The sequence below is a fragment of the Cyanobium sp. Cruz-8D1 genome, assembly GCF_024345975.1.
GTDB lineage: Bacteria > Cyanobacteriota > Cyanobacteriia > PCC-6307 > Cyanobiaceae > Cyanobium.
In genome coordinates this window covers 1-24,273 of the sequence record NZ_JAGQCD010000021.1, presented here as the reverse complement: position 1 = coordinate 24,273, position 24,273 = coordinate 1, and the positions used below count along the sequence as shown (strand labels likewise).

At 63.7% G+C, this 24,273-nt stretch carries 22 protein-coding genes, 1 tRNA gene and 1 other RNA gene; 14 read left to right on the top strand and 10 right to left on the bottom strand.

All coding sequences use genetic code 11. The features are described 5' to 3' along the window. The first annotated feature begins 75 nt into the window (after window positions 1-75). A complete protein-coding gene (glmS, locus tag KBZ33_RS13210; protein ID WP_254953718.1) occupies window positions 76-1,974 on the top strand; it encodes a glutamine--fructose-6-phosphate transaminase (isomerizing) in 1,899 nt (632 codons plus the stop codon). 213 nt (window positions 1,975-2,187) lie between these two features. Here the strand turns inward: glmS and KBZ33_RS13205 are convergent, their stop codons facing one another. Next, a complete protein-coding gene (locus tag KBZ33_RS13205; protein WP_254953720.1) occupies window positions 2,188-3,642 on the bottom strand; it encodes a mannose-1-phosphate guanylyltransferase/mannose-6-phosphate isomerase in 1,455 nt (484 codons plus the stop codon). Window positions 3,643-3,734: 92 nt separating this feature from the next. Then, complete coding sequence (gene rimM / locus KBZ33_RS13200; RefSeq protein WP_254953778.1) at window positions 3,735-4,250, bottom strand: ribosome maturation factor RimM; 516 nt, start codon at window positions 4,248-4,250, stop codon at window positions 3,735-3,737. 142 nt (window positions 4,251-4,392) lie between these two features. Here rimM and KBZ33_RS13195 point away from each other — a divergent pair, with 142 nt between their 5' ends. Continuing rightward, window positions 4,393-4,572, top strand: coding sequence for an NAD(P)H dehydrogenase subunit NdhS (locus KBZ33_RS13195; RefSeq protein WP_015109734.1), 180 nt, complete (start codon window positions 4,393-4,395; stop codon window positions 4,570-4,572). Here KBZ33_RS13195 and rnc read toward each other — a convergent pair. The 4 genes from rnc to KBZ33_RS13175 all read right to left on the bottom strand — a co-directional run bounded on the left by rnc (window position 4,550) and on the right by KBZ33_RS13175 (window position 7,455). After that, window positions 4,550-5,305 (bottom strand): ribonuclease III, encoded by a 756-nt coding sequence (gene rnc, locus KBZ33_RS13190; protein ID WP_254953729.1) that lies wholly within the window; start codon window positions 5,303-5,305, stop codon window positions 4,550-4,552. The genes KBZ33_RS13195 and rnc overlap by 23 nt on opposite strands. Window positions 5,306-5,316: 11 nt before the next feature. Continuing rightward, window positions 5,317-5,736, bottom strand: an RNA gene (gene rnpB / locus KBZ33_RS13185) — RNase P RNA component class A. 34 nt (window positions 5,737-5,770) lie between these two features. After that, window positions 5,771-6,538 (bottom strand): hypothetical protein, encoded by a 768-nt coding sequence (locus tag KBZ33_RS13180; RefSeq protein ID WP_254953731.1) that lies wholly within the window; start codon window positions 6,536-6,538, stop codon window positions 5,771-5,773. Between the two features lie 149 nt (window positions 6,539-6,687). After that, entirely contained in the window at window positions 6,688-7,455 is a 768-nt protein-coding gene (locus tag KBZ33_RS13175) for a hypothetical protein (RefSeq protein ID WP_254953732.1), read from the bottom strand. 234 nt (window positions 7,456-7,689) lie between these two features. On the opposite strand from KBZ33_RS13175, the gene KBZ33_RS13170 reads away from it, so the two are divergent. Together KBZ33_RS13170 and KBZ33_RS13165 are read left to right on the top strand one after the other, a co-directional pair. Beyond that, a tRNA-Arg gene (locus KBZ33_RS13170) sits at window positions 7,690-7,763 on the top strand. A 143-nt stretch (window positions 7,764-7,906) separates the two neighbouring features. Continuing rightward, on the top strand, window positions 7,907-9,052 hold the full coding sequence (locus tag KBZ33_RS13165; protein ID WP_254953734.1) for an integrase: 1,146 nt from the start codon (window positions 7,907-7,909) through the stop codon (window positions 9,050-9,052). Here the strand turns inward: KBZ33_RS13165 and KBZ33_RS13160 are convergent. Next, entirely contained in the window at window positions 9,036-9,320 is a 285-nt protein-coding gene (locus KBZ33_RS13160) for a hypothetical protein (RefSeq protein ID WP_254953735.1), read from the bottom strand. The two genes, KBZ33_RS13165 and KBZ33_RS13160, sit on opposite strands and share 17 nt — an antisense overlap. Window positions 9,321-9,470: 150 nt before the next feature. On the opposite strand from KBZ33_RS13160, the gene KBZ33_RS21845 reads away from it, so the two are divergent. After that, window positions 9,471-9,650, top strand: a complete 180-nt coding sequence (locus tag KBZ33_RS21845; protein ID WP_396108483.1) for a ribbon-helix-helix protein, CopG family — start codon at window positions 9,471-9,473, stop codon at window positions 9,648-9,650. Between the two features lie 122 nt (window positions 9,651-9,772). Further along, complete coding sequence (locus KBZ33_RS13155) at window positions 9,773-12,565, top strand: DUF3987 domain-containing protein (protein ID WP_254953737.1); 2,793 nt, start codon at window positions 9,773-9,775, stop codon at window positions 12,563-12,565. Between the two features lie 323 nt (window positions 12,566-12,888). Here the strand turns inward: KBZ33_RS13155 and KBZ33_RS13150 are convergent, their stop codons facing one another. Then, window positions 12,889-13,950: a nucleotidyl transferase AbiEii/AbiGii toxin family protein gene (locus KBZ33_RS13150; RefSeq protein WP_254953739.1), complete on the bottom strand. Its 1,062-nt coding sequence runs from the start codon at window positions 13,948-13,950 to the stop codon at window positions 12,889-12,891. Then, window positions 13,943-14,557: a DUF6088 family protein gene (locus KBZ33_RS13145; RefSeq protein ID WP_254953741.1), complete on the bottom strand. Its 615-nt coding sequence runs from the start codon at window positions 14,555-14,557 to the stop codon at window positions 13,943-13,945. Before KBZ33_RS13145 ends, KBZ33_RS13150 begins: the two co-directional genes overlap by 8 nt. Window positions 14,558-15,219: 662 nt before the next feature. Here KBZ33_RS13145 and KBZ33_RS13140 point away from each other — a divergent pair. The 8 genes from KBZ33_RS13140 to KBZ33_RS13105 all read left to right on the top strand — a co-directional run bounded on the left by KBZ33_RS13140 (window position 15,220) and on the right by KBZ33_RS13105 (window position 21,832). Further along, the gene (locus KBZ33_RS13140) at window positions 15,220-15,645 is read left to right on the top strand and encodes a hypothetical protein (RefSeq protein WP_254953779.1); all 426 of its coding nucleotides are present in this window, start codon (window positions 15,220-15,222) and stop codon (window positions 15,643-15,645) included. Between the two features lie 53 nt (window positions 15,646-15,698). Then, window positions 15,699-16,328 (top strand): siphovirus Gp157 family protein, encoded by a 630-nt coding sequence (locus tag KBZ33_RS13135; RefSeq protein WP_254953743.1) that lies wholly within the window; start codon window positions 15,699-15,701, stop codon window positions 16,326-16,328. Between the two features lie 88 nt (window positions 16,329-16,416). Continuing rightward, the gene (locus KBZ33_RS13130; RefSeq protein ID WP_254953745.1) at window positions 16,417-17,304 is read left to right on the top strand and encodes an RAD52 family DNA repair protein; all 888 of its coding nucleotides are present in this window, start codon (window positions 16,417-16,419) and stop codon (window positions 17,302-17,304) included. Window positions 17,305-17,376: 72 nt separating this feature from the next. Beyond that, window positions 17,377-17,658: a hypothetical protein gene (locus KBZ33_RS13125; protein WP_254953747.1), complete on the top strand. Its 282-nt coding sequence runs from the start codon at window positions 17,377-17,379 to the stop codon at window positions 17,656-17,658. Between the two features lie 283 nt (window positions 17,659-17,941). Further along, window positions 17,942-18,745, top strand: a complete 804-nt coding sequence (locus KBZ33_RS13120) for a TIGR04255 family protein (RefSeq protein WP_254953749.1) — start codon at window positions 17,942-17,944, stop codon at window positions 18,743-18,745. 59 nt (window positions 18,746-18,804) lie between these two features. Further along, window positions 18,805-19,422, top strand: a complete 618-nt coding sequence (locus tag KBZ33_RS13115) for a hypothetical protein (RefSeq protein ID WP_255011793.1) — start codon at window positions 18,805-18,807, stop codon at window positions 19,420-19,422. Beyond that, window positions 19,406-20,269, top strand: a complete 864-nt coding sequence (locus tag KBZ33_RS13110) for a hypothetical protein (RefSeq protein ID WP_254953752.1) — start codon at window positions 19,406-19,408, stop codon at window positions 20,267-20,269. The genes KBZ33_RS13115 and KBZ33_RS13110 overlap by 17 nt, the downstream gene beginning before the upstream one ends. A gap of 621 nt (window positions 20,270-20,890) precedes the next feature. Beyond that, window positions 20,891-21,832, top strand: coding sequence for a hypothetical protein (locus KBZ33_RS13105; RefSeq protein ID WP_254953753.1), 942 nt, complete (start codon window positions 20,891-20,893; stop codon window positions 21,830-21,832). Window positions 21,833-21,960: 128 nt separating this feature from the next. On the opposite strand, the gene KBZ33_RS13100 is transcribed toward KBZ33_RS13105, so the two are convergent. Further along, window positions 21,961-24,102 (bottom strand): DEAD/DEAH box helicase, encoded by a 2,142-nt coding sequence (locus KBZ33_RS13100; RefSeq protein ID WP_254953754.1) that lies wholly within the window; start codon window positions 24,100-24,102, stop codon window positions 21,961-21,963. Window positions 24,103-24,273: the final 171 nt, after the last annotated feature.

Sequence of the window (24,273 nt, the reverse complement as noted above, 5' to 3'; positions counted from 1 at the left end):
CAGCGCCGGGCTTTTTTTTGGCCCACCATTCCCGTTGGGCTCACCATTCCCGTTTCCCGCCGGATTGCTTCTCCTATGTGCGGCATCGTTGCCCTGATCGGCTCGCGGGAGGCGGCCCCCCAGCTGCTGGAAGGTCTGCGCCAGCTGGAGTACCGCGGCTATGACTCGGCCGGCATCGCCACCGTCGACGCGGCCGGCCTGCACTGCCTCAAGGCCGAGGGCAAACTGGTCAACCTCACGGCCCGCTACGAGGAACGGGGGGCCCCGGGCCAGTGCGGCATCGGTCACACCCGCTGGGCCACCCACGGCAAGCCGGAGGAGCGCAACGCCCACCCCCATCTCGATGGCAGCGGCCAGCTGGCCGTGGTTCAGAACGGCATCATCGAGAACCACCGCAGCCTCAGGGAGGAGCTGCAGGCCGAAGGGGTCGCGTTCCGCTCCGACACCGACACCGAGGTGATCCCCCACCTGCTCGCCCGCCGGCTGCGGCAGCGGCAGGCCGAGGGGGCCGTGGCCTCGCCGGCGCTGTTGCTGGAGGCCCTGCAGCAGGTGCTGCCGTTGCTGCAGGGGGCCTATGCCCTGGCGGTGGTGTGGGCGGCGGTGCCGGGGGCCGTGGTGGTGGCCCGGCGGCAGGCGCCACTGCTGATCGGCCTGGGGGAGGGGGAGTTCCTCTGCGCCAGCGACACGCCGGCCCTGGCCGGCTTCACCCGCACGATCCTGCCCCTGGAGGACGGCGAGGTGGCCCTGCTGACACCCCTGGGCATCGAGCTGTACAGCGGGGCCGGCACGCGGGTGCAGCGCAACCCCACCCTGCTGGTGGGTACCGAGCACGTGGCGGACAAGCGCAGTTTCCGCCACTTCATGCACAAGGAGATCCATGAGCAACCCGAAACGATGGCCCTGTGGGTGGCCCGCCACCTGCCAGAGGGGGCCTTGGTGGCGCTCCCCCTTGATGAGTCCGTCTACGAGGGGGTGGAGCGGATCCAGATCCTCGCCTGCGGCACCAGCCGCCATGCGGCCCAGGTGGGGGCCCACCTGCTGGAGCAGCTGGCGGGGCTGCCCACCTCGGTGTTCTACGCCAGCGAATTCCGCTATGCCCCGCCGCCGCTGGAGCCCCACACGCTCACCATCGGCGTCACCCAGTCAGGCGAGACGGCCGACACCCTCGCCGCCCTGGCCATGGAGCAGGACCGCCGCTTCCTGGTGGCCGATCCGGCCTACGCGCCGCGCTTGCTGGGCATCACCAATCGCCCCGAGAGTTCCCTCGGCCGCCTGGTGCCCCATCTGCTCGACATCGGTGCCGGCATCGAGGTGGGGGTGGCCGCCACCAAGACCTTCCTCGGCCAGCTGCTGGCCTTCTACGGCCTGGCGCTGGCCTTCGCCGAACGCCGCGGCGGCACGGCCCATCCCCTGGGCGGCGGCCGCACCCCCGCCGAGCTGCGGGCCCTGGCCGAGCAGCTGCGGGCGCTGCCGCCGGTGCTGCAGCAACTGGTGGATGACCACGACCGCTGCTGTGCCGAGCTGGCCCACCTGTTCGCCGACACCCAGGACGTGATCTTCCTGGGGCGTGGCATCAACTACCCGATCGCCATGGAGGGGGCCCTCAAGCTCAAGGAGATCAGCTACATCCACGCTGAGGGCTACCCGGCCGGGGAGATGAAGCACGGCCCGATCGCCCTGCTCGATGCCCGGGTGCCGGTGGTGTCGATCGCCGTGCCGGGAACGGTGTTCGAGAAGGTGCTCTCCAATGCCCAGGAGGCCAAGGCCCGCGATGCCCAACTGATCGGCGTGGCGCCCGCCTGCCCGGACACCGACCTGTTCGATGTGTTGCTGCCGCTGCCGGAGGTGGACGAGCTGCTCAGCCCCCTGCTCACGGTGATCCCGATGCAGCTGCTCAGTTACCACATCGCCGCCCACCGCGGCCTCGACGTCGATCAGCCGCGGAACCTGGCCAAGAGCGTCACCGTCGAATGAGGGTGTCGTTCCGCGGTGGGCCTGCGGCGGGCGAGCCCGCTGGCGCGGGCAACGCCGCCTCCGAGCCCACCGCGGAACGACACCCTCCCGGGGGGAACGGGCTCGAGAGCCTTCCATGGCCTCCCTCCCCTGCCCAGCCCCTGGCGCGTTGAGGGCGCCGGCCTAAGGCGGCGTTGCCCGCGTAGCGGGCTCGCCCGCCGCAGGCCGGCGCCCTCAACGCGGGGTCAGGGGCTGGACGTCACTGCGTCCGTAACGGTCGTCGAAGCGGACGATGTCGTCTTCGCCCAGGTAGGGACCGCTCTGCACCTCGATCAGCTCCATGGCGATCTTGCCGGGGTTGGTGAGGCGGTGGCGGGCGCCCAGGGGGATGTAGGTGCTCTGGTTCTCACCCACCAGTTCCTCCACGCCGTCTTTTTCCACCACGGCGGTGCCCCGCACCACCACCCAGTGTTCGGCCCGGTGGTGGTGCATCTGCAGGGAGAGGCTGGCGCCTGGCTTCACGGAGATCTTCTTGACCTGCCAGCGCTCCCCTTCCACCACCCCGTCGTAGTGGCCCCAGGGCCGGTAGATGCGGCGGTGGGCGCGGCCCTCGGGGGCGCCGTCCCGCTCCAGCCGGCCGACGATGCCCTTCACCTCCTGGGCCCGGTCGCGGTGGGCCACGAGCACCACGTCGTCGGTTTCGACCACGACCAGGTCCTCCACGCCCAGCCCCACCACCAGGCGGTGTTCGCTGCGCAGGTAGCAGTTGCGGCTGCCCTCGCTGATCACCCGGCCCCGCAGCACGTTGCCTTCGGGGTCCTGCTGGGAGGTTTCCCAGAGGGCCGCCCAGCTGCCCACGTCGCTCCAGTCGGCATCGAGGGGGAGCACCACACCCCGGTCGGTCTTTTCCATCACCGCCACGTCGAGGGCGATGCTGGGGCCGTTGGCGAAGGCCTCCCGCTCCAGCCGCAGGAACTCCAGGTCGGCGCTGTCGTGCTCCAGGGCGCTGCGGCAGGCGCTGACCACCTCGGGGGCGAGTCGCTCCAGCTCCGAGAGGATGGCGCTGGCGCGGAACAGGAACATGCCGCTGTTCCAGGTGAAGCGGCCGGTGGCCAGAAACGCCTCGGCGGTGGCCTTGTCCGGCTTCTCGACGAAACGGGCGATCGGCACGGGTGTGGCGGCGGCCATGGGCCCGGCGGCCTCGATGTAGCCGTAGCCGGTTTCGGCGCTGGTGGGCACGATGCCGAAACTGACCAGCTGGCCGGCGCTGGCGGCCGCCATGCCGGCGGCCACGGTGGCGCGGAAATCGGCGGCCCGGCGGATGACGTGATCGGCGGCCAGGATCAGCAGCAGCGGGTCGTCACCCCGGGCGGTGGCCTGCAGGGCCGCCACCGCCACCGCCGGGGCGGTGTTGCGCCCCACCGGCTCCAGCAGGATCGCCGCCGGCTCCACGCCGATCTGGCGCATCTGTTCGGCGACGATGAAGCGATGGTCCTCGTTGCAGATCAGCAACGGCGCTGCCAGGTTCGGCAGGCCCTCCAGGCGCTGGTGGGTCTGCTGGAGGAGGGTTTCCTCTGTGGTGCCGGCCAGGGGCCAGTACTGCTTGGGGTAGCTGGCCCGCGACAGGGGCCAGAGGCGGGTGCCGGTGCCGCCGCAGAGGATCACCGGAACCAGGGAGGGGGAAGCCATGGCGGCCGCAGTTGTCCCGCAGGACCATCAGTCGGGCCCATTCAACCCGAGGCGGCCGCGCTCGTCAGCGTTCCGCCGCACTGGGGGGCACGTCAGAGGTCGAGCAGGCCGGGGGGCGGCGTCAGGCCGATCCAGCCTTCGGTCAGGTTCACCTCCGGAACGATCGCCTCCACGAAGGGGATCAGCAACCGCCGGCCCCCCGCCGTGAGCTCCACCTCCAGCAGATCGTTGCCGGCATGGAGCAGGTCGGTCACGGTGCCGAGGGGGGTTTGGGGCTCCTCCAGCAGCCGCACCTGGAGCCCCACCAGATCAAGGAGATGGAATTCCCCCGGCTCCAGCCTGGGGCGGTCGTTGGCGGGTACCAGCAGGTGCTGGTCCACCAGGGCTTCGGCGGCGTTGCGGTCGCTGACGCCTTCGAGGCGCAGCACGAACAGGTTCTTGCCCGGCAGGGGCCGGCCAGCCAGTAGCCGCACCGGCCGCGGTTCGCCCTTGGGGGCCTGCAGCCAGCGCATCCCTGGTCTGGTGAATCGCTCGGGGAAGTCGCTGAGGGGCAGCAGGCGCACCTCCCCGCCCATGCCCTGGGCCGCCACGAACCGTCCCACGGCCATCAGCTCCCCGGGGTCGTCGGCTCCGGGCGCCTCGTTGCTGGTATCGGCCACGGCCTGAGCGCTTGCTTTGCGGGCGCATCATCGCGCCATGGCACCGGGGCCCGATAATGCCCCCACTTGATGGCTCCAGGGGGCCTCCGTCATGGCCAGCAGCCCGATCCTGCCCGGTTCCACCGTGGTGGTGCGCGATCCCCGCTCCATCTACAACGGCTATCAGGGCTTCGTGCAGCGCATCAGCGGGGCGATGGCGGCGGTGCTGTTCGAAGGCGGCAACTGGGACAAGCTGGTGACCGTGCCCCTCAGCACCCTGGAGCAGGCCTGAGTTCGAGCGCCTCCAGGGCAGCCCGGGCGGCCTGCTGTTCCGCCTCCCGCCGTGAACCGCCCCGGCCCACGCCACTCAGGCCGGCCACCTCCACCCGGCATTCGAAGCGCTCCGGATCCCCATGCACCCGGCTGCGCTCGCGGCAGCTGTAGGCGGGCAGACCCTTCCCCTGGCCCTGGCTCCATTCCTGCAGCACCGACTTCCAGTTGTGGCGCAGGGGATCGGCCAGCAGCTCGGCGACGCTGGTTTGCCAGTGGGGGGCCAGCCAGTGCTGCACGGCCGCCAGCCCGCCCTGGGGCCCGCCGCCCACGCTGTAGATGGCCCCCACCAGGGCCTCGCAGCATTCGGCCAGCACGGTGGCGCGGCCGGCCTGGTCACCGGCGGCCATCGGCCCCAGCAACAACACCGGCTCCAGGGCAATGGCGCGGGCCAGCTCGCTCAGCCAGCGGTCGGACACCAGCTGGCCCCGCAGGGCGGAGGTGTCGCCGACGCTCAGGGACGGGTGTGCGGCGCGCAGGAACTCGGCGGCCGCCAGACGCAGCACCGCATCGCCGAGGAACTCCAGGCGGTCGTGGTGGCGGGGCTGGCCGGTGGAGCTGTGGGTGAGCGCCTCATCCAGGGTGGCCAGGGCCTCGCTGGCGGCATCCGGATCCAGGGGCCGCAGGCCGGAGCCGGCGCCGAAGCCGAGACTCTCCAGAAAAGCCAGGAGTTGCTGGCGGCGCTGGGGAGTCATCGCGGGGCAAGGGGGGAAAGCAGGACGTAAGCCGGGTTCTGTTCTCCCCTGCCAGCGGCACGCCGACGGCAGGGGGGGTGATCATCTGTCTGGGACCGCCGTCACCGGCGGCCTCGAGCGGCGCATGGGAATCGGGACGGGGAAGATGGCCAACCGCTGTCCCTGGGCCTTGCTCCCAGCCGGGGTTTACCAAGCCGGCACCTCTCGATGCCGCTGGTGCGCTCTTACCGCACCTTTGCACCCTTGCCTGTGCCACCGGGCGAGCCCGGCCGGCCATCGGCGGTGTGTTTCTGTGGCACTGTCCTCACGGTCACCCGCACTGGGCGTTACCCAGCAAGCCTGGCCATTGGGGAGCCCGGACTTTCCTCAACCGGCCGCGGCTGTGGCCCGAAGGCCGCACCGCACCGATCGCGATCACCTCGCCTGCTTTCCGGGGTCAGTGTAAGGAGCCCTCCCCCCACGCCCTCATGCCGTGCGGCTGCGCCGGCGGGACTTGTTGCCGAACAACCCCTGAGCCTTCTTCAGCAGGGTGGGTCCACCCTCACGCCCCTGGGCGAAGGCGGCGAATCCGGCGGCAAACAGCAGAGACTTGAGGCTGTTGTTCGCCGCTTCGCCGATGAAGCCCTGCAGGCGCTGGGAGCGGGCCTGGTTGGTCTGGTAAATGAGGGCATTGAAGCGGGAATCCGCCTGGGTCACGATGGCCTTTTTGAACGCAGGGAAGGGCAGGTCGAGCTTGGCGGGCAGGTTGATGGGCTGGGGCAGTTGCCCGAGCAGAGCACGCAGCTCCTGCTCGTTGCCGGTGGCCTCAAGCTGCTTCCTGAACTTTTTCCAGCTTGCCTGTGTTCGTCCCTCCTCGCCCGATTTCTGCTGCAGCACCCGTACGCCTGCATACAGCTGAATCGGAATCAGGGCGAGATAGAGAATCGCCACCCAGGTGCAGACTTCACGCAACAGCTTCACGTTGGCTTGGATGGGCGGGGGCGAGACGGGCAAGGCGCCGGCCGTGCAGACCAGCAGCGTACCGATCAGGAGCGAGAACCCCCCCGCCGTCAGCGCGCCTGAGAGCTGCAACTGCCAGACGGGGTCCATCAGGCGCACCGGCAGGGAACTGAACACCAGCACGACGAGACCCAGGCCGATGGAGACGACCCCTACGACGGAGAAGGCACGGGCGGCCTCCTTCCTGATGCGGATCTCATTGCTGCTGGAAGATCTGAGTTCCGTTGCACTCATTCCGGGCATTTTTCAGACGGGAGGCCAAATCTACCGGCGTGCCGCCGTCTGTCAGGAGGGCCACCGCCTGCAGGAGCGATCTCCAGGCCTGGAGTAAGCCCAAAAAAAAACCCACCGAAGTGGGGGGGCAAACCCGTGAGCAGAGGGGCTCAGACGGTCTGCTTAATGCGGCTGCGCAGCTTGCGGGAGAAGCCGAAGGCAGCGGCGGCACCCAGGATGGGCAGCGGGCCGGGAACGGTCTCGCCTTCGTCAAACTTCTGGGTGATGGTGTCGGTAATCCCTTGAACGGCGTTGTTCGCCAAGGGCGCAACGACCAGCTTCGAGATGAAGTCGGCCGAAACGGGCTGGACAAGAACACCGAAGGTCTTGGGGCCGTCGGAGGTCACAACCGGCCCACCGGCTTGGCTGGTGGTGATGAACAGGGACTCGTCGTTCGTCGCGATATCCAGGGTCTTGGTCCAGGCCGGGATGCCGGCGCCGATGTTGGAGGAGGTGGCCGACGTGGAGGCACTCGCCAGTCTCTGACCGGTGTTGAGGGCGTCAAAGACGGTCATCGTGTAGCCGAACTCGTAGGTGCCCGGCGTGAAGCTGTTGATCGCAGACAGGGTGTGGTTGGTGCCCTGGAAAGCGAACTGGAAGATGCCGTTGGCCAGCTGGTTGCTGGTGTCCGTGGTATTGAAGAAGTTGCTGTAGATCTTGTCGCCGGAGGTGCAGGCGAAGCCGGCACCGAAGACGACGGCACCGGGGACGAAGGTGGCGCAGTCAGCGGGCTTGCTGGTGCCGTCGACCCCGCCGGGCCATTCGTTGCCGGAGGGAGCGTTGGCCTGGGCTTGGGCCGGGCTGACGGAAAGAAGAGAGGCGGTCAGGCTTGCGCTGAGCGCAGCCCTAAGGCCTATGGGCGTTCTAGGCGAAAGCATGATGAGTAGAAGGAAAGAAGCCGTACCGACGAAATACTACCACCTTTCACCCTTTTCACAGAATCCGCTTTCTTTCGTTCGTGAACCCGCACAGCCTGGTCCCGGGCCAGGATCCCCAGTCCAGCGCTGGGTTTTCAAGTGAAGACGTCCGAGCAGGCCCTTGCCCTGTTCCGGGGTTCAGGGTGTCAGGCACTGGCCGTGGCGGGGTCCGGCAGCCTTCATAATCACAGGGATGGGGCTGTAGCTCAGCCGGATAGAGCGACGGTTTCCTAAACCGTAGGTCGTGGGTTCGAGTCCCGCCAGCCCCGTTCTTAAAACCCCCAGTCGCAGAGAGGGTTTTCAGGGAAGAAAGGCCCCGGAAAAGCCCTCTGCCCACCCCTGGTTGTTAGGCAAAAAGCTAGGCAAATCGGCACGGATCGACCACGATTAGGCAAGTGGTTAGGCAAGTCCGGTGCCCCCCTCAGATCCCTGGCTCAGCCGCCAGAACGCTGCTCTGAAGCTGAAAGGCCACGGAGTCACCCTCGATGTGGTGGGTGCTCGGGTGCGGCTACGGGCGACCATGCCGCCGCGGCCGACCGATCCGCTTGGGACGGGACTCAGGCAACACCGAATCAGCACGGGCCTCGCCTATCCGGATCAGGCCAGCGAGGCACTGCAGCTGGCCGAGCAGCTTGGCAATGCGCTGGAGCGCCACCGGCTTGGGGCAGAGACCTTTGATTGGATCCCATGGCTGCCGAAGGGGCGTCAACGGCAGGACCCGCAATCGGAAGCGACAGAAGAGTCGCAGGGGGTCAGCGGACGCCAGGCGATCCGCCTGACCCGCGGCTGGTGGGGGAAGCAGCGGCGCCGAGGACCTTCCGCTGACGACAGCTGGAAGGTCGACTACGAAGCACCGCTAGCGCCGCTGATCGCGATCAGCAACCTCGAGCCTGCGCACCTGGTGGCTGTGGTGGAGGCCACAACGGCTGGCAGTCGGTCGCGCCGGCGGGCCTCCCAGGCTGCGGCCACCGTGGCCAGGGCGCTCGACTGGCCCGAGGAGCTGGTGTCCCAACTGCGGGAACTTGGCAAGGGCTACAGCGCGGCACGCAGTCAGTCTCCGCGCGAGCTGCCTCGCGACGAGGCAATCGAGGCGTTGATCGATGGCCTCTCTGCGTCATGGCAGTGGCCTGTGGCGGTAGCCGCCACCTACGGCTGCCGGCCTCACGAGGCGCTGCTGTTCGCAGAGGTGCAGCCGTCCGGGCTACTCCGCATTACTGATGGCAAGACCGGTTCACGTCAGTCGCTGGCGTTACCGGCCGACTGGATCGAACGCTGGTCGCTGCAGAACAAGCGCCTCCCGGCCTTCAACCAGAAGCGCAGCCACCGGGATGTCGGTGCCTTGATGGGGCAGGCGTTTCGCCGTGCTGGGGCTGCATTTCAGCCCTATGACCTGCGCCATGCCTGGGCGGTTCGGGCGATTCACAACCCGAAGATCTCCCCGTCGCTGGCCGCTAAGTCGATGGGCCACAGCCTTGCGGTGCATAGCAGCGTCTACCAGCGCTGGTTTGATGCCCACGAGATGGAGTCACTGCAGGCCGTGCTCAGCGCAGCGTCTTGAGATAGCGCTCCACATTCACCAGATAGGAGTGGCGCTTGCCAGAGGGTGAGGGCAGCTGCCGGTAGCAGTCGGGAGGGAAGCCGCCGCGCAAGATCCGGGCCTTGAGGGCGCGGGGTGATTTGAAGTGCAGTAGTTGTGCTGCTTCGCGCAGGGGTAGCCAGGGGCTTGCTTTATGCGCGGGCTGCGGCTGGTTCTGTGCATTCAGCAGCTTGAGTTGGGCTGAGAGCTGTGCCAGCTGAGCAGTGAGTTCAGTGACCACGTTGTCCATTTTGTGCCGTCTTGTGGCGTACTCAAAGCATTGCTTCTGGTGCCCTATCTAATCCACTCCCAACTTGCCTCCCAAATTGCCTCCCAAACTTGGGAGTGGATTATCCGAGTCAGCTGAATAACACTTCTGTATGTTCCTGGTATTCCTCCAGTGATCAGGATTGAGCCCCGTCCGACAGAACAGCTGAACATCAAGGTTCAGCCCGATGTCATTGCTGAGATCGACCGTGCTGCGTTGCGTCTTCGGGCGACACGCTCAGCGGTCGCAAGGGCCCTGATCCGGAGTGGGTTAGATCAGCTGCGCTGTTCTGCCGAGAAATCAGGTCAATAAAAAATCCCCGCGCCTGGCAGGGCAACGGGGACACGAGAGGGATCTCATGAGGCTACTGCAGTTCATCACAGCGCGGTTGGTGCTGTTACATCCAGAGAAGGCAAGTGTCTGGCTGAGGGGTGATGTCTGAACCCTCTGCTTACGACCTGCTCTGGGAGGAAGTTAGTCGCCTGTCGTCTCAGGGCATCCAGCTGCAGACCATCATTCCGGTGGAGCTACCAGCGGAGCTATGCCCCAGGCGCCGCAAGAGCCAGGCCACCGGTGAGTGGGAGCCTGTTCTCAAGAGCGGCGCCTTGCAGCCCGCGATCACGGGCAAGAACCCATCGTTCTGGCGTGGAGATGGTGAGCCCCAGCTGATCAGCCATGCGCGCCCGGTACCGCCCGAGATGCTGTTGGAGCGGATTGCGATAGCTGAGCGACTGGGCAAGGAGATCGGCCTGGCTGTCATCCCCGGCGGGGAAGTGGTGTCGATCGACTTCGACACCAAGCACTACGGCAGCGTTCAGAACCTGGAAGAGGACTGGATGAACCTGGTCGACAGGTACCCAGTGCTCGCTGACACCCGCATGGAGCGCACCCCCAGCGGCGGGGTGCACATCTATGTCCGGGTCACGGATCGGATGGTCAGCTGGCAGCGACCTGGAGGTGGCCTGCACTGCAACTTCACGACAGAACAGGGCGGTCCGCATCGCGGCGAAGTTCTTGCCGGCACGCGGGTGTCGGTCTGTGCCCCGACCCGCAATGGCAAGGGCCCCTATGAGCTGATCAACCCCGAGGCGGCCTACCGCTTTATGGAGGTGCCTGACCTGGCTTCCATCGGCATCTTCCCGGAGGTCAAGGTCGCGCCAGAGCCGGCCGCCCCATCGCCACCGTTGCTGCCGCCGCCGGCCAGTGAGCGGCGAGCACCGACGGGCGTAAGCACCTGCCCGCAGCTGGCTGACCTGATCGGCAGCAAGGCGCAGGACGTGCTGGCGGGAGGACGGCCCTATGGCGGGGATGCATCAGCCGCGCCCGATCGGAGCCTCCAGCTCACCGGCTTCGTGAAGGAGCTCTGGAGCTGGCACAACCTCCTGCTGGATCAGGGATTGAGGTTTGAGGGTGATCCTGACCAGCTGCTGGGGCAGGCAATTGCCGCCCTCGACATCGGCGACAAGGCGGAGCGGGTTCTGGCGTCCATCGATCGGGCGGGCTGTCGCCCCAGCGATCCCGATAAGGCGGAGCGCCACTACGCCTGGCTGTCTGGTGATCGCACCCGCCGTTGGCGCGGCCGCGGCGAGTCCCAAGGCGCAAGCAGTGGGGCATCCGCTGATGCCTCTTCCGGTCCCAGCAAGCCACCGCCGCTGAGCCGTGAGGAGTGCCGCGATCGGCTGCGGGAAGCGGTTGCAGCCCATCAGTCGCCCACCGAGTTGGAGCTGTTGCTCGGGGATCTGGTGGATGCAGCCGAGCTCCATCCCCAGGAACTCAGGCAGTTGCTCGCCGCCGTCCGGCTGGAGGAGGAGCAGCGGGATGTCCTGCTGCAGGAAGCCAGCGCTCTGGAAGAGGACCTGGCTCGGCACCAGGCGCGTGCACCCATCACTTTGGATCGCCTGTTCCCGCTGCCGTTGGCGGATGCGCTCAAGCGAATCACGGAATACTTGCCGTACTGCGATCACGTGGTGGCGACGGCCTATCTGGCTGGCATCAGCGGCCTGGTGAAGCTGGGCACGACGATCTGCGGCAACCCCTACACCGATTTCGTCACCCCGGCGAATCTGTATGTCGCCACGGTGGGCCGCTCCGGTCAGAAGAAAACGCCATTAGAGAAGCTGCTGGTCCGCCGACCGGCGCACGAGCTCAAACGGGAAATGGCTGCCGCCAACACCCGTGCGATGGAGGCCTGGCGTGAGCAGTGCAGAGGCTGCAAGACCAAGGACGAGCGACCGCCCAAGCCGGTGGCGATCTACCTGCAGATTCAGGACTACACCGGAGAGGCCTTCGTTCAGCAGTTGCAGGAACTCGATAAACGAGGCCTGAGTGTGCTGGTGCTGCGCGATGAGCTCTCGGGCCTGTTTGGCTCGATGAACGCCTACCGATCGGGCAGAGGCTCCGATGAACAGCAGTTGCTCGAGCTGTTTGACGGGCAGGCCTACACCTCGCTGCGGGTGTCAGCCGGTGATCGCAGTTATGACCGCTGCCAGGTGAGCATTTACGGGGCCATTCAGCCCGGTGTGTTGCGGGAGCTGATCAAGGGCGGCGACCCATCAGGCAAATGGGCACGTTTCCTGTTTTCGCCCTTGCCGGAGAACACGGTGCCCCTGCCCACCCTGATCAGCGACGAGGGCGTGGCAGCCGTGAACGGTGCGAATCAGGCTCTGCAGGCCTATGCCCGCCGGATCTACACGATGCCGGCGCATCGCTACCAGCTGGATCTTGAGGCGATCGAGGCCTTCAGTGTCTACGAGCACAACAAGCAAATCCAGGCGCAGCAGGCCCGGCTTGATGCTCAGGGTGCGCTGTATGGCAAGTCAGCGGGCAAGGTGTTGCGGGTCGCGGTGTTGCTGCACCTGCTGGAGCTGGCGGTGCTGAATGAGCAGGGTGAGCTGGAGGTTCCGGTGGCCACGCTGCAGCGGGCCATCGAGTTGGTCGACACGATGGATGACTGGGCCTTGGGCTTCCATGAGCAGGCCGCGGCGGGTGACGAGGAAGGAGGCGTTTCGTCGCTGATGCGGCGCATTCACACCCTGGCGCGCAAGGCCAGGAGCGCGGTCACCTGGGGGCAGCTGCGCCAGCAGATGAACTCCAAGGAGAAGAAGGGAACCAATGCCGCCCTGGCCGAGCAGGCCATGCAGGCTCTGGCAGAGCTGGGTGTCGGAGAGGTAAGCGAGGGCCCCAGAGGTGGGCTGCTCTACCGGGCCACTGGTGAACTCCCCGCATAGGGGAGCAGGGGAGGTGATGGGGGAGCAGGGCTTCTCCCCCAGAACAAACAAGTGATCACAAGGGATCTGAGGTAAGGGGGGAGAGGGGGACTGGTTTTGGCTCTTCTTTTTCCTACCCCCCTTGTTGTGGACATGAATGGAAAAAACAAGGATCCCCGCTCCCCCTGATCCCCCCATTGGGAGATCGCAGTCAGGGCTCCTGCTCTGGTGGGGGAGTGAGGTGTCTCCTCCGGTGCATCCCCCACTGATTGGGGTGGCCCTGGAGCTCGCCGGTCGACGCGGTTTCCCGCGTGCCAAGGAGGCTGCTGTTGCAGGGCTGGGCTTCAGGTGAAAGTGCTGCCGATGGCATTGCACTGCTGCTCCAACAGTGCGATTCGCTGCAGCAGCTCGGCGAAGCTCGGGATCTCGCCGCGCAGCATGCCCGAGTCGGTCATGGCTTTGTAGTCAGCCTCCAGGGCCTGCCGAGCGGCGTCGATCGGCACCAGCTGCAGGTTGCCATTGAGGGCGTGGAGGTAGTTGATGGGCTGCTCATCGGCGTCGGTGGCACGCCAGAAGTCCTCCTTGTGCTGTGCCACCTCAACGGCGAGGGGCCGGTCACGGATCGCCGCCTCCGCGATACCTGCACGGGCCAGGCGATCGAGGTCATACCAGTGCCGTGAATAGCGCTCGCCCTCGCCGCTGCCCCAGCGGCCCTTCCTGCATGAGACATGGATGGCCGCGGCCTTCTCCAGGAAGGTGCGCTTCGGGTCCATCACCAGTGGCCTGGCGGCAGGGAAGTCAAGCATCGCCAGATGGGTCGCCGCTTCGCATGAGATGGGCATCGGCCCATGCGGTTCACCGGTGGAGTGGGCGCCGAACTCCAGCCGCACCGTCGGCCGCACATAACCGGAACTGTTGTCTGCCGCTGGGATCAGCGGTTGGTAGTGGATGACGATGGTGGGTGGCTGCCGGCGGCCTGCTTCTGGCTGCTCCAGATCCAGCTCAAGGGTGACACCGGCTGCAGCGGCAGCAGCCTGGAGCAGCGGCATGGGGATCTCCCGGACCCACTGTTTGAGTTTTCTATCTGCGGCTTTTCGGCGCTTGTCCGCCTGGCTGGGATTGACTGCTGCTGAGAGATCAACCTCAGGCCAGAGGTGCTGGATGTTGAGGGTGAGATCGACGTCTTCCGAGAAGCGATCGATCAGCCCATAGGCCTTCGAGAGCGAAGTGCCCCCCTTGAAGGTGAGGGTCTCCAGCAACTGTTGCTCTGCCCCCAGGGTCTGCAGGGCCCAGACCACCCAGATGTCCTTTTCCAGCAGGTTGGCCGGCCAGCCAGATTCGGCAGCAGCGACCGCCAGGGCTTCCTTCTGGTCCTCTGGGGAAAGCGCGAACCAGGACTCAGCCATGAGCCTTCTGCGGCTCTAGAGCCTGTTCACTCAGCAGCTCCGCCAGCCACAGGGGCAGCTCGGCGCGAACGGCGAGCAGGCCATCCCACTCCACCGGCGGCAGCACACGGCGGAGCGTCGGCATGGCTGCTGAAGCCTGATCGGGGCCAAGCCAGATGAGTGCTCGGATCGCCTGGCCAGCAGGGCGATCGGGCAGCAGGAAGTTACAGGCGGCTGCCGGACGGATCGTGACCTGCTGCTTCCCGAAGACGTAGCGCTTCTGGCTGCGGGTGCGGGCCAGGAAGGTCTGCTGCACCGGCATCTGGGTGGTGAGGCCAAGGGCATTGGCCGCGGCGGCACCGCTACTCACCAGCTGCTGGGCACCCTCCTGGTTGAGCTGAGCGATCACCACCTCCGGCGCCGGAGGCCTGATGCCAAAGCGACTGGTGATGGGCAGGGCGTAGCGGCCGCGGGTGATTTTCACGAGCTTGCCGCGAGCGGCCAGGCGCCTCAGGGCCTGGTCCACCGCAGCGCGGTTGGCCAGCGCCAGGAACTGCTTGGCAGCCAGCAGGGATCCATCCGGGCGCTTGCCCGCGGCTTCCAGGATCTGCTCGCTCAGTACTGACATGGCGGCTCTGTGGGCCTTGTTGTGCTCTGTTGTGTCAGAAGACTACGTGAGTTTCTGACACTCTGTCCACAGAGCTCTTGCCATCACCCTCGGCAGGCCGTTGACACCTGGCTGCGCTGGCGAGCTGCTCCGGTCAGCGGCGGCCGTCCTGAACTTGCCACGGCTGGGCCGTGGCTGACGTCAGACAGCCGCCGCTGCCCTCCGCGCTGGGGCCGTGGTGGGGGTATGAGGCGGAAGGGCATGCCCGCGGCTGCGGTGCCCGTGGTGATTCGGCGAGCGAGGGATGAATCAAGGGGCTCTGATTGCAGGTCTTGCTGCGCGCGGCTGCGCGGCCATTCGCTGCTGCCTGGGTGCTGAATTTGGAGGGTTGCTGGTTGCTCAGCCAGGGCTGGTATGGGCTCGGTCTTGGTGTCCTGTGATTGCCAAGATCCACTGGCCTGCAAGCGGTCTGCTTGTGTCAAAGGTGCATCTGTACTGGTAGAATAAGGATCGCGCCAAAGGCCCCGAGCCCATCGCCTGCGGCAACTTCATCCCCTGATCTCGCTATCACTGCCGCACTCTCATCAGCGGCATGATGCCCCGATCAGTTGTCCCTCAAGGCAGCTGATTTCATGGTTGTTTGTCATTCATTCGAGCCAAGTTCTGGCCCTGCTCGTTCGTTGGTGATCGCGGCCGGTGGCGGCCGTGATCTGGCCTGGTCCCATCAGCGGGTTGCCGCCGAGCTGCTGGCCCGCAGCGGCGGGCGGCTTGTCCATCTGCTGCTCCATGGCGGTGCTCGGGGCGCCGATGCCGCCATTGCCCGTGCCGCCCATCAGCTGGGCTGGTGCTCTCTTGTGATGCCGGCCGAGTGGGGCCGCCATGGCCGCGCCGCCGGGCCGATCCGCAATCGCGAGCTGCTGGAGCAGGCCATCGCCCGGGCCTTGGCCCATACATCGCCGGGGTCGATCGCCTCGGTGCTGGTGGTGGCCTTCCCCGGTGGTGCCGGCACAGCCTCGCTCGTGCAGCAGGCGCGGCGTATGGCTTCCCGCTCGCCGGTGCCGATCTCCGTGGCGGAGGTCCAGCAGCCACGCGCCTCCCTCGTCCCTTGAAGCCTTCTGCGCCTGCTGGCGCGCCCTGTTCCTCTTCTCTTCTTCTCGCCGTCATGGCCGTTCTCACCCCCATTTCCGCAGCTCCAGCCGATGCCCCAGCGGCAGCCCCCTCGGCAAAAGGTCCTGCCTGTTCCCTGCGTCGATCTGGTTCCCTATGGCAGCTGGGCATCGAGGCCCAGGAGCTCACCACCGCCATCGGCCAGCTGGCCGAGCAGCTGGAAGCCGATGATCCTGAGCAGCACGCCTCAGCTCTGGCTGAGCTGGAGGCTGCTCTTTTGGCAGAGGAGGGCAACAAAGCCGCCCTGGCCGCCAAGGCCGATGCCACCTGCTGGGTGATCGAGCACCTGCGCGGTCAGGCCGCCTACCGCCAGCAGCAAGCCAAGCGGCTTGCCGATCTTGCCCGTAGTGATGCCGGCCGGGCTGATGCCCTGGAGGAATCGCTGATCTTTGTCCTCACCCAGCTGCAGCCGGCGGCCACCCGCTTCTCGTTCCCCGATCACGAGCTCACAAGCCGCAAGTCCCAGACCGTGGTGATCGACGACGAGGAGGCCCTCGATCGCGAGTGGCTCACCGTCACCACCACCACCAAACCGGACAAGAACGCCATCAAGGAGGCCCTCAAGGCTGGCCGCCAGATCACCGGAACCCAGCTCCTCTCCCGCCGCTCTTGGCGCATCCACTGACGGGGGGCAGAGGCCCCCTCGACATGGCCCACTGCAGTGGCGGGCCCGCTTCTCCAAACCACATCCCTCCTCACGCCTGAGCACCGTCATGACCTGCACCTTCTCCGCCGAGCAGATCACTGCCCTCTCCGCCCCTCTGGATCGCGCCAAGGTGCGCCAGCGGGAGCAGGGCCGCAGCCAGGTGAGCTACCTGGAGGGCTGGCAGGTGATCGCGGAAGCAAACCGCATCTTTGGCTTTGACGGCTGGCAGCGGGAAACCGTTGCTCTCCGCTGCGTCAACCAGAGCGAACGCACCATCGGGCGGGAGCAGAAACCCGGCTGGGGTGTCACCTACACCGCCCGAGTGCGTATCAGTGTCAGCACCGCCGGCCAGCCGACCCTGATCCGCGAGGGCAGCGGCGCCGGCCACGGCATCGACGTGGATCTTGGTCAGGCCCATGAATCGGCCCTCAAGGAAGCCGAGACCGACGCCATGAAGCGCGCGCTGATGACCTTCGGCAACCCGTTCGGGCTGGCGCTGTATGACAAGCAGCAGCGGGAGGTCACCGGGGCAGTGGAGACGGGGGAGCGGCCCAGTTCCAGGTCGCCAAGCAGTGTCAGGCCCACTCAACTGCGGGTGGTGGCTCAACCGGCGTCCAGGCCTCTGCGTGCCCAGGAACACGAGGTGGCGGCGACATCGAAAACTGAGCCACCCATTGAAGAAGGATCAGCACCGTCTCCTGATCCAGGCCTAGCGCCCCTCGATCCAGCCACCATCCACCAGCTGTGCGACACGATCAGGGCTCTCCCCCGGCCAGTCCTGGAGGGGTTCACCAAGGCCTTCCGCAAGCGGTTCCAGGTGCCCCCCGAGGACCACACGATCGCTGATCGGATCTGCCAGCGCAGGCATCACGACTGGATCGAGGCCTTTCTGGTGCAGCACACCGACGGCGGGAATCTCACCATGGTTACTGGCGCTGCAGCCCAGGCCAGCTGAGCTGGTCAGACTTCAGTCCACCTGATGGGGCCATGACCTTGGCCCCTGCGTCACCTTCGACTTCTTTACACCATGCGCCACTCCCTCGGCAAGGTCGTCGCCACGGCCGCTGTCGCCGCTGCCGTATCCCATGAGGTGATCATCAGCCTGCTTGATCGGCATGCCGCCCGCGATTGGGGCAACCTCGATGCCGAGGACAAGGCGGCCAATAACTCAGACCACAGTCACGCAGAAGGGCGCCTGTTCTCCAGCTACGACACCCCGGGGCACGGCACCATCTGGGTGATCACCCAAGACCTGCGCGGCGAGGGTGGCGGCCCGATCACCACGCTGCTTTTTCCCGAGGACTACTGAGCACCAATGGCGTCCCGAGCCAGGCCGAGCAAGGCAAGGGAAACCGTGCTACAGGCAGAAGTGCAATCCATGCTTGCAGCCTCGTGGAACCTGCCGACCACCCCGCAGGCTGGTCAGGTTTCTGATGCAAGGGGTCTTCAGGATCAGGTCGGCCGATGCGGATGAAGTGAATGTGTCAAGGGCTCACAACCTCTTGCCTCTGGTGCCAGGCCTGCCAGGCTAGCTTCACAGTCCACTTCACACTTGGGCGCTCAGCCCAGCATGCTCCCGGCCCAGGCACCCCATGGTTGCTTTCAATGATCCCCTCACGGACCCACCCCCCGAGGAGGTGGCGCTGGAGCGAGCCCCGTTGGTATGCGTGATCGCCCAGATTCGCTTCTCGGAAGTTCTCGCTGTCGCCACGGATGAGTTCGTGGCGCCCTTTCAGCAGGAGATCTTGTCGAAGTACCCCTTGTTGACGCACGGTAAAGTACAACAAATAAACTTTGAGTCTTCTGGTTCAATTTCCACCAAAACAGAGAAGGTGTGGAGATTTGCCAACCTTGAGAGCACATGGACGGTTTCCCTGGCTCAAACATTTCTGGCTATTGAGACGAGTTCTTATACTAGTCGAGCCGACTTTCTTGCTCGTTTGCGCGAGGCTGTTTCTGCACTCATTGAGCATGTCAACCCTGCCGTAGTCGACCGCTTAGGTGTTCGCTATGTCGACCGGATTAGCGGGGAAGCCGTGCATCAAATTAGATCACTGGTCAGAGATGAAATATGCGGCATTGCTGGATTGCCTCAGTTCAATCAACAAGATTTTAGTATTACTGAAAATAAATTTAATCTCCCTCATGCCACCCTAGTCGCTCGATGGGGGCAGCTAGCCAAGAACGTTGGCCTAGACCCGTTGATCATTCCAGCCTTGGACTCACCAAGCTGGATCCTTGATCTTGACATGTCAACACTTGATCATACGTCAATTAATGTTGACGTGGAAGCTATAATCAACCGTGCACAGTTATTTTCCGAGCGTATCTACACTTTTTTCCGCTGGGTGGTGACCGATGATTTCCTGGCATTCTATGGAGGTGAGCAACAATGATCTCTTTGCAGTCGCGTGGAGTGAGTCACTCGCAGTCCACAGGCTCTGGGCTGTCCCAGGTGTTTGGGCAGGCCGACGTTGTAACCCGAGGGTTCGGTACCGGATCCTATCCCTATAGCGGTGATCTTCTGGATTTCCTGATCAGGCTCTATTCATCAGAGCATACCTCTTCTGGCGGGTGCCTGAGTGTTGACCAAGACCTGGATCTCCCCACGAGCAAAGCCATTCACGAGCTGCGATTCAAAACAGGGCTGTCTTGGGATCAGCTGAGCAGGTTGTTTGGTGTTCAGCGCCGCTCCTTGCATTTCTGGGCAAGCGGGAAGCCGCTGTCAGAAAAGAATAAAGAAAAGTTGTATCACCTACTAACTTTAATCCGTACGATTGACAGGGGGTCAGCTCGTGCCAACCGTACGCTCTTGCTCGAGCCTCTTGAAAATGGTGATCGCTCACCATTCGAATTGCTCATTCAGGATAAATATGAGGAGGTGCGAGATCAGCTTGGTGTAGTGAAAACGCATCGCCGGCGGCCGCCCCAAGCCAACCCTGTTCAAATCAAGGATAAAATGCCACCCTCGCTGACAGGTTTTGATGCTGAAATAGACGACACACCCATCTCTTCTTCAGGACGGGTCAGAGTTGCCAAGGCGAGGAAAGTGAAGCGTGGACAAATCCTCTGAACCAGATCCTCGCCTGGAGGGAGCCGACGATTCTCTCGATGATTGGCAGCAGGGAGATTGTGTACTTGGGGAGTTCTGGTTCGCTTGGCGATTTTGTGACACAATGCCCATCACGCCATCGGCAAAGCAGCTTATAGCAGAGAACGATGTAGATGGCGACATTGTTGAAGAGCAGGTAGACGGATTGGCTATCGTGACTCAGACTTGCGACATCGTGCGTCCATTTCAGCAGAGACCTTTTCTTGAAGTTTCACCATTGGTCTCCGTTGGTGATGTCCGCTCAGTCGAATGCGGCAAGCGGCCACGTTTTGCTTATTTACGTGGGCTTCAAGAGAAAGGTCTAGTTGTGGATCTCGACCGCGTGATGGTCATAGAAAAGCCATTTTTTCTTCAGTATCAGCGAGTTCGTGGCTGTCTGACGGATGAAGATGTACGCCACTTTTCTGATGCATTGAAACGTAAGCGCTCACGCTTTGCCTTTCCGGATGACTTTGTGGTAATGGCAAAGCCTCTCCTCGCACGCCTCTCGGACAAGTACAAGAAGAACTCTTCTGAAGGAGAAGCCCTTCGCCAGCTGCGTGAAATACGTGTCCAGGCTAGCCCCTCATGGGGAGATGAGCAGGTCGAGCTGTTCTTTCATTTCATCCAAAAAGATGATGGACTTCCAGGCAGTCCCACCCCGTATGAACAGCTAGATGCCTGGCTCGCACTGATACAGCCGAATGGTAGATTTACCTCAGTTGAGGGCCAGGTTGCATATCTGGATGATCTCACCGCCGCCGAATATGTGTACAGTGATCGGCTTGACTTTGACAGTCTAACTCTCTCTTTTCTCCTCTATGAATGACTTTTAAGTGAATTGAAAAGCCGCTTCATGGGTCACTGCGGAGTTCCGTTCTTCTAATCCGATGTGGCCAGAACAACCCCAACCAGAAGCACCAACTGCAGCGGTACGAGGGATGCACCACCATCTCAGTCCTACAGGTGGCCTGCTGCATCCTCTATGTGGGTGCGCAGCAGCTGCTGCCGGGGCAGGGCGCCGGGATCGACTTAGCGAGGAAGTACGAGCTGGCAAAGGCATGGCGGGGGGGAGTGACAGAGCTTTGGGCGCCTGCCTCCAAGCCCTGCAGCTGTTGAGGGAATGGATCAGCAGCGCTTCATGGCGCTGCCCAGCGAGGTGGCGCCCGTCGGTCAGGGTGGGCTGCAGATCAATGAGCCCGGCACCTCCCGCAGCATCAAGACACTGCTCGGCAGCTGAAGCGACCTGGCCCTGGCCTGCCTGATCCACGTGGGCATGTAGCCGAAGGCCCGCGCAGCGGTAGCGATTGACCCCAGATGAGGACTCAGGGCTGGGGATCGGTGCTGAATACGAGGAGGCGCTACGGTTGCAAGGAAGCACGATACAAAGCAGCAGCGCAGACAATAAATAGGATAAATCTGCCGAATAGAAGAAACTGCTGTTTTACTGATGATCCAAAAGTATCCTGCAAAAACACTTTTCAGTGAAAAAATCAAGCGTTCTATGAGAAGGCAGCTAAAGAGGCTTGACAGGCTCAAGTTTCGTGTAGGGCTTCTACTGGCCAAGGCAGCGCTTGCTAGGGCAACCGAGCGATTGTGTGTTGGCAGTATTCCAAGATCGGGAGACGATGCTCGTCATGTGAATTGCCAGCGCGTTCATATTCTCGAAAATAGAGAGCCTTGCTTCCTCGTGCTTTCATGCCAAGGCCTTGTCATTAAAGGCAAAGCGTGGGACAAGGCTGCGCAGCAATACTCGGGTGACTCCAAGATGAGCATCGCCAGACTAAAAGGCAGAAGAATTCAGTTTGTTCAATATTGGGGAATTCACGATATCATCATTAATGGCATTATTGATTATTATCTAAAACGGCTTACTATGTTCCCCTACGGCATTGCCTTGTTTAGGCAGGTCGTATCTTTTGTACGAAAGAAGCTATTTCAGCTTAAGACATTGGAGGAAGCCGACAGGGACAAGCTGCTTGAGTATGTGATTGCGCAATACGCATTTAATCGAACTCGCTTTCATGTGCACGATCTTTTAACGAGGAAGTATTCGATCTACTGGGCTAGTCACCCAGATGTCGACTCGATTAAGCTAAAGACTGAGTATATTCTTGACTCACTGTGCAACACTGGAGAGCTGAGCAAGGATCCCTATCAGCAGTATATTGTGGAACCGCTTGCCATCTCAACTTTGGCAAAGACAAGGCAAGCTGACCTGCGTCATTGTCAATTGCTGCAGGTCCAATGGCTGAGCATTGCGATTGGGTTCTCGGTGATGCTTACCGCAATCATAGAGGCAGGAATTGTTCAAGCCCCTTGCCTGCTAAGCTTTGACGGAGAAGTTCTCAAGAGCAACGAAAAGAAATGCTTGCTTGACTTTCAGCTCTAGCATTGCCTGTTGTATTTTAGCCGCCATAATAGCCATGCCAATTTATCGCTATTGCCTATTTCAAGCAACTGCCTTAGGGGAGGCCGAAGTATGTAAATAACTTGAATTGATAATCGATTTGCCTAGCTCTAGGCAATTTCCGTTACGGCTATCCATCCTTGGGTTCGCTTTACTGATAACAGATACTTAGAAATGACTTCCTGCTCCACCCACTCCGGCATCAGGTCCTGAAACTTGCTGAGCCTGTAGTTAGGGAGTGATTCAGCGACATCTTTCCAGAGCTTGGCGTCGTCCCAGATATCAGGTAAGGCCAGCCGCTGGATCGCATCGTGAAACCGCTCGGGCGTTATGCCTTCACCCTTGGCCTTGACGAGGATGTTGTCGGTGGTGATTTTCCAGTCACCGCCGACAGCTTCAAGGCCATAGCGCAGCGTGGCGTTGATCTTGCCGCCAGCGAAGGTCCACCAGCGGAGTTCGCCATCTTTCACCTCGATGCCGCCGCGGCCGGACTGAAAGAGCGGCTGGATCACCTCTCGCTTCTCCTCGAGGACAGCCGCGGCTTGCGTATCGAGATAGGGGAAGGCTGTTGAGGAGAGCAAGATGTCGCGCATCTTCTGGCACACCTCCAGGCCGAGGAATTGGGGGATGTAGCCACCCCAGGTGGGCTGCTTGCCGCGTGGAGCGGGATCCACAAACACGCGGCGGTCATCGTGCTGGATGCGCTGCACCACCCAGCCCCGGCCGCCGAGCAGAAAGCTGCTGACCCCATCGACCAGGCGATCGACGAACTCCTGCTGCAGCGAACCGAGGGGCTGCCCTGCGGCCGTCACGACCGTGTAGCTGACCGGGCTGGTGAACACCGCAAACAGCTCCATGAAGTTCTTGCGGCCAAAGCGCTTCTCCGCTTTGGGACCGATCACCAGCTGGCCTGAGGCCTCCCGCAGCCCGCCATCAGCGAGCAGCCAGCGGATGAGGCGTTCATACTCTGGTCGGCTGATTCCGGCGAAGTCCGGCACCTTGGAGAGGTGGTTCCAGGCGTCTTCTGCTGTTATGCCACCACCGGCCAAGGCCATGGTGAGCAGCTGGTGGATGAGCACAGGCCAGCAGCGGCCCTGAATCGGCACGTCCTCTACCCATCCCTGCTTGGCCAGCTCGATCAACGCCGTGGCCTGCAGCACGCTCTCGCTGGATTCACAGAAAAAAGTGGTGTTGGCAGCCTGGCCATCACGCCGGCCGGTGCGGCCCATGCGCTGCAAAAACGAGCTCACCGTGTCCGGGGCATCGGCCTGGAGCACCAGATCGAGATCACCCACATCGATACCCAGCTCGAGGGTGGAGGTGCAGACGATGCAAGCACCACTGCCATCCGCCGTGCTCCGATGAAAAGCCTCCTCGGCGAGGAGGCGCTCCTCCTTGGAGACAGCGCTGTGGTGCACGAACACGGTGGTGCCAGCCCGCCGCATGGTTTCGGCCACCTTCTCTGTGATGGCGCGGGATTGGCAGAAGAACAGGCTCTTCTGGCCCTGGGCCATCCGGGCAGCATCGTGGGCGAGCAACCGCAGCTCCGGCCGGTGAACCACCAGCAGTTGGCGGCGGCTCGCAGGTTTCGGTGGATCTACAACCTGACCCGGCCGCTGAGAGGAACCCTGCAACCAGATGAGGATCGCAGCAGGATTGCCGACCGTGGCGCTGAGGCCAACTCGTTGCAGGTCATGGCGTGACAGCCGGGCGATGCGCTCCAGCACGCTCATCAGGTGCGCACCCCGGTCCGAGCCAGCGAGGGCATGCACCTCGTCGATCACAACAATCCGCAGATCACCGAACAGCTTGGCTTCGTCCACCCGCTGGGAGACGAGCATCACCTCCAGGGATTCGGGGGTGGTCATCAACAGCTCGGCCGGCTCCTTGAGGAACTTGCGGCGGGAGGAGTCGTCGGTGTCGCCATGCCACACGAAGCGGCGCAGGCCCACCATTTCGGTGTAGAGGCCAAGGCGCTCGGCTTGGTTGTTGAGCAGGGCCTTGATCGGCGCGATGTAGAGGGCGCCAACGCCATCAGGGGCCGACTCCACCATTTGGGAGATGGTGGGGAACATGGAGGCTTCGGTCTTGCCGCCGGCCGTCGGCGCCAGGATCACCGCGTTGGCACCAGCCAGCAGCGCCTCGCCGGCCTGCTCCTGCACCGGGCGCAGGCTGCTCCAGCCCAGCCGGGCAACGATTGCCTCCTGCAACCGGGGCGCTAGGAGCCTGTTGCGCATAATGCCTGCGCTCACGCCATCCACCTCAGCCCGGCACTTTGTGTGAGCCGGCTTGTGCGGATTTTAGGGTACAAATCATACAAGGACAAGGCGATTAGCTACGGATGGCTTCCCATCTAGCCGTGGGAGCCTGGCCCCCCTATCCCGTTGCCATCACCTCCTGCTGCTTCTGCCTGTTGAAGTGGC

Coding starts and splice junctions, on each gene's coding strand:
- KBZ33_RS13180 (WP_254953731.1), bottom strand. CDS start 6,538: ATGAGTGCAACGGAACTCAGATCTTCCAGCAGCAATGAGATCCGCATC.
- glmS (WP_254953718.1), top strand. CDS start 76: ATGTGCGGCATCGTTGCCCTGATCGGCTCGCGGGAGGCGGCCCCCCAG.
- KBZ33_RS13125 (WP_254953747.1), top strand. CDS start 17,377: ATGCGCCACTCCCTCGGCAAGGTCGTCGCCACGGCCGCTGTCGCCGCT.
- KBZ33_RS13105 (WP_254953753.1), top strand. CDS start 20,891: ATGATCCAAAAGTATCCTGCAAAAACACTTTTCAGTGAAAAAATCAAG.
- KBZ33_RS13135 (WP_254953743.1), top strand. CDS start 15,699: ATGGCCGTTCTCACCCCCATTTCCGCAGCTCCAGCCGATGCCCCAGCG.
- rnc (WP_254953729.1), bottom strand. CDS start 5,305: ATGACTCCCCAGCGCCGCCAGCAACTCCTGGCTTTTCTGGAGAGTCTC.
- KBZ33_RS13195 (WP_015109734.1), top strand. CDS start 4,393: ATGGCCAGCAGCCCGATCCTGCCCGGTTCCACCGTGGTGGTGCGCGAT.
- KBZ33_RS13130 (WP_254953745.1), top strand. CDS start 16,417: ATGACCTGCACCTTCTCCGCCGAGCAGATCACTGCCCTCTCCGCCCCT.
- rimM (WP_254953778.1), bottom strand. CDS start 4,250: ATGGCCGTGGGACGGTTCGTGGCGGCCCAGGGCATGGGCGGGGAGGTG.
- KBZ33_RS13175 (WP_254953732.1), bottom strand. CDS start 7,455: ATGCTTTCGCCTAGAACGCCCATAGGCCTTAGGGCTGCGCTCAGCGCA.
- KBZ33_RS13160 (WP_254953735.1), bottom strand. CDS start 9,320: ATGGACAACGTGGTCACTGAACTCACTGCTCAGCTGGCACAGCTCTCA.
- KBZ33_RS13145 (WP_254953741.1), bottom strand. CDS start 14,557: ATGTCAGTACTGAGCGAGCAGATCCTGGAAGCCGCGGGCAAGCGCCCG.
- KBZ33_RS13120 (WP_254953749.1), top strand. CDS start 17,942: ATGGTTGCTTTCAATGATCCCCTCACGGACCCACCCCCCGAGGAGGTG.
- KBZ33_RS13205 (WP_254953720.1), bottom strand. CDS start 3,642: ATGGCTTCCCCCTCCCTGGTTCCGGTGATCCTCTGCGGCGGCACCGGC.
- KBZ33_RS13150 (WP_254953739.1), bottom strand. CDS start 13,950: ATGGCTGAGTCCTGGTTCGCGCTTTCCCCAGAGGACCAGAAGGAAGCC.
- KBZ33_RS13155 (WP_254953737.1), top strand. CDS start 9,773: ATGTCTGAACCCTCTGCTTACGACCTGCTCTGGGAGGAAGTTAGTCGC.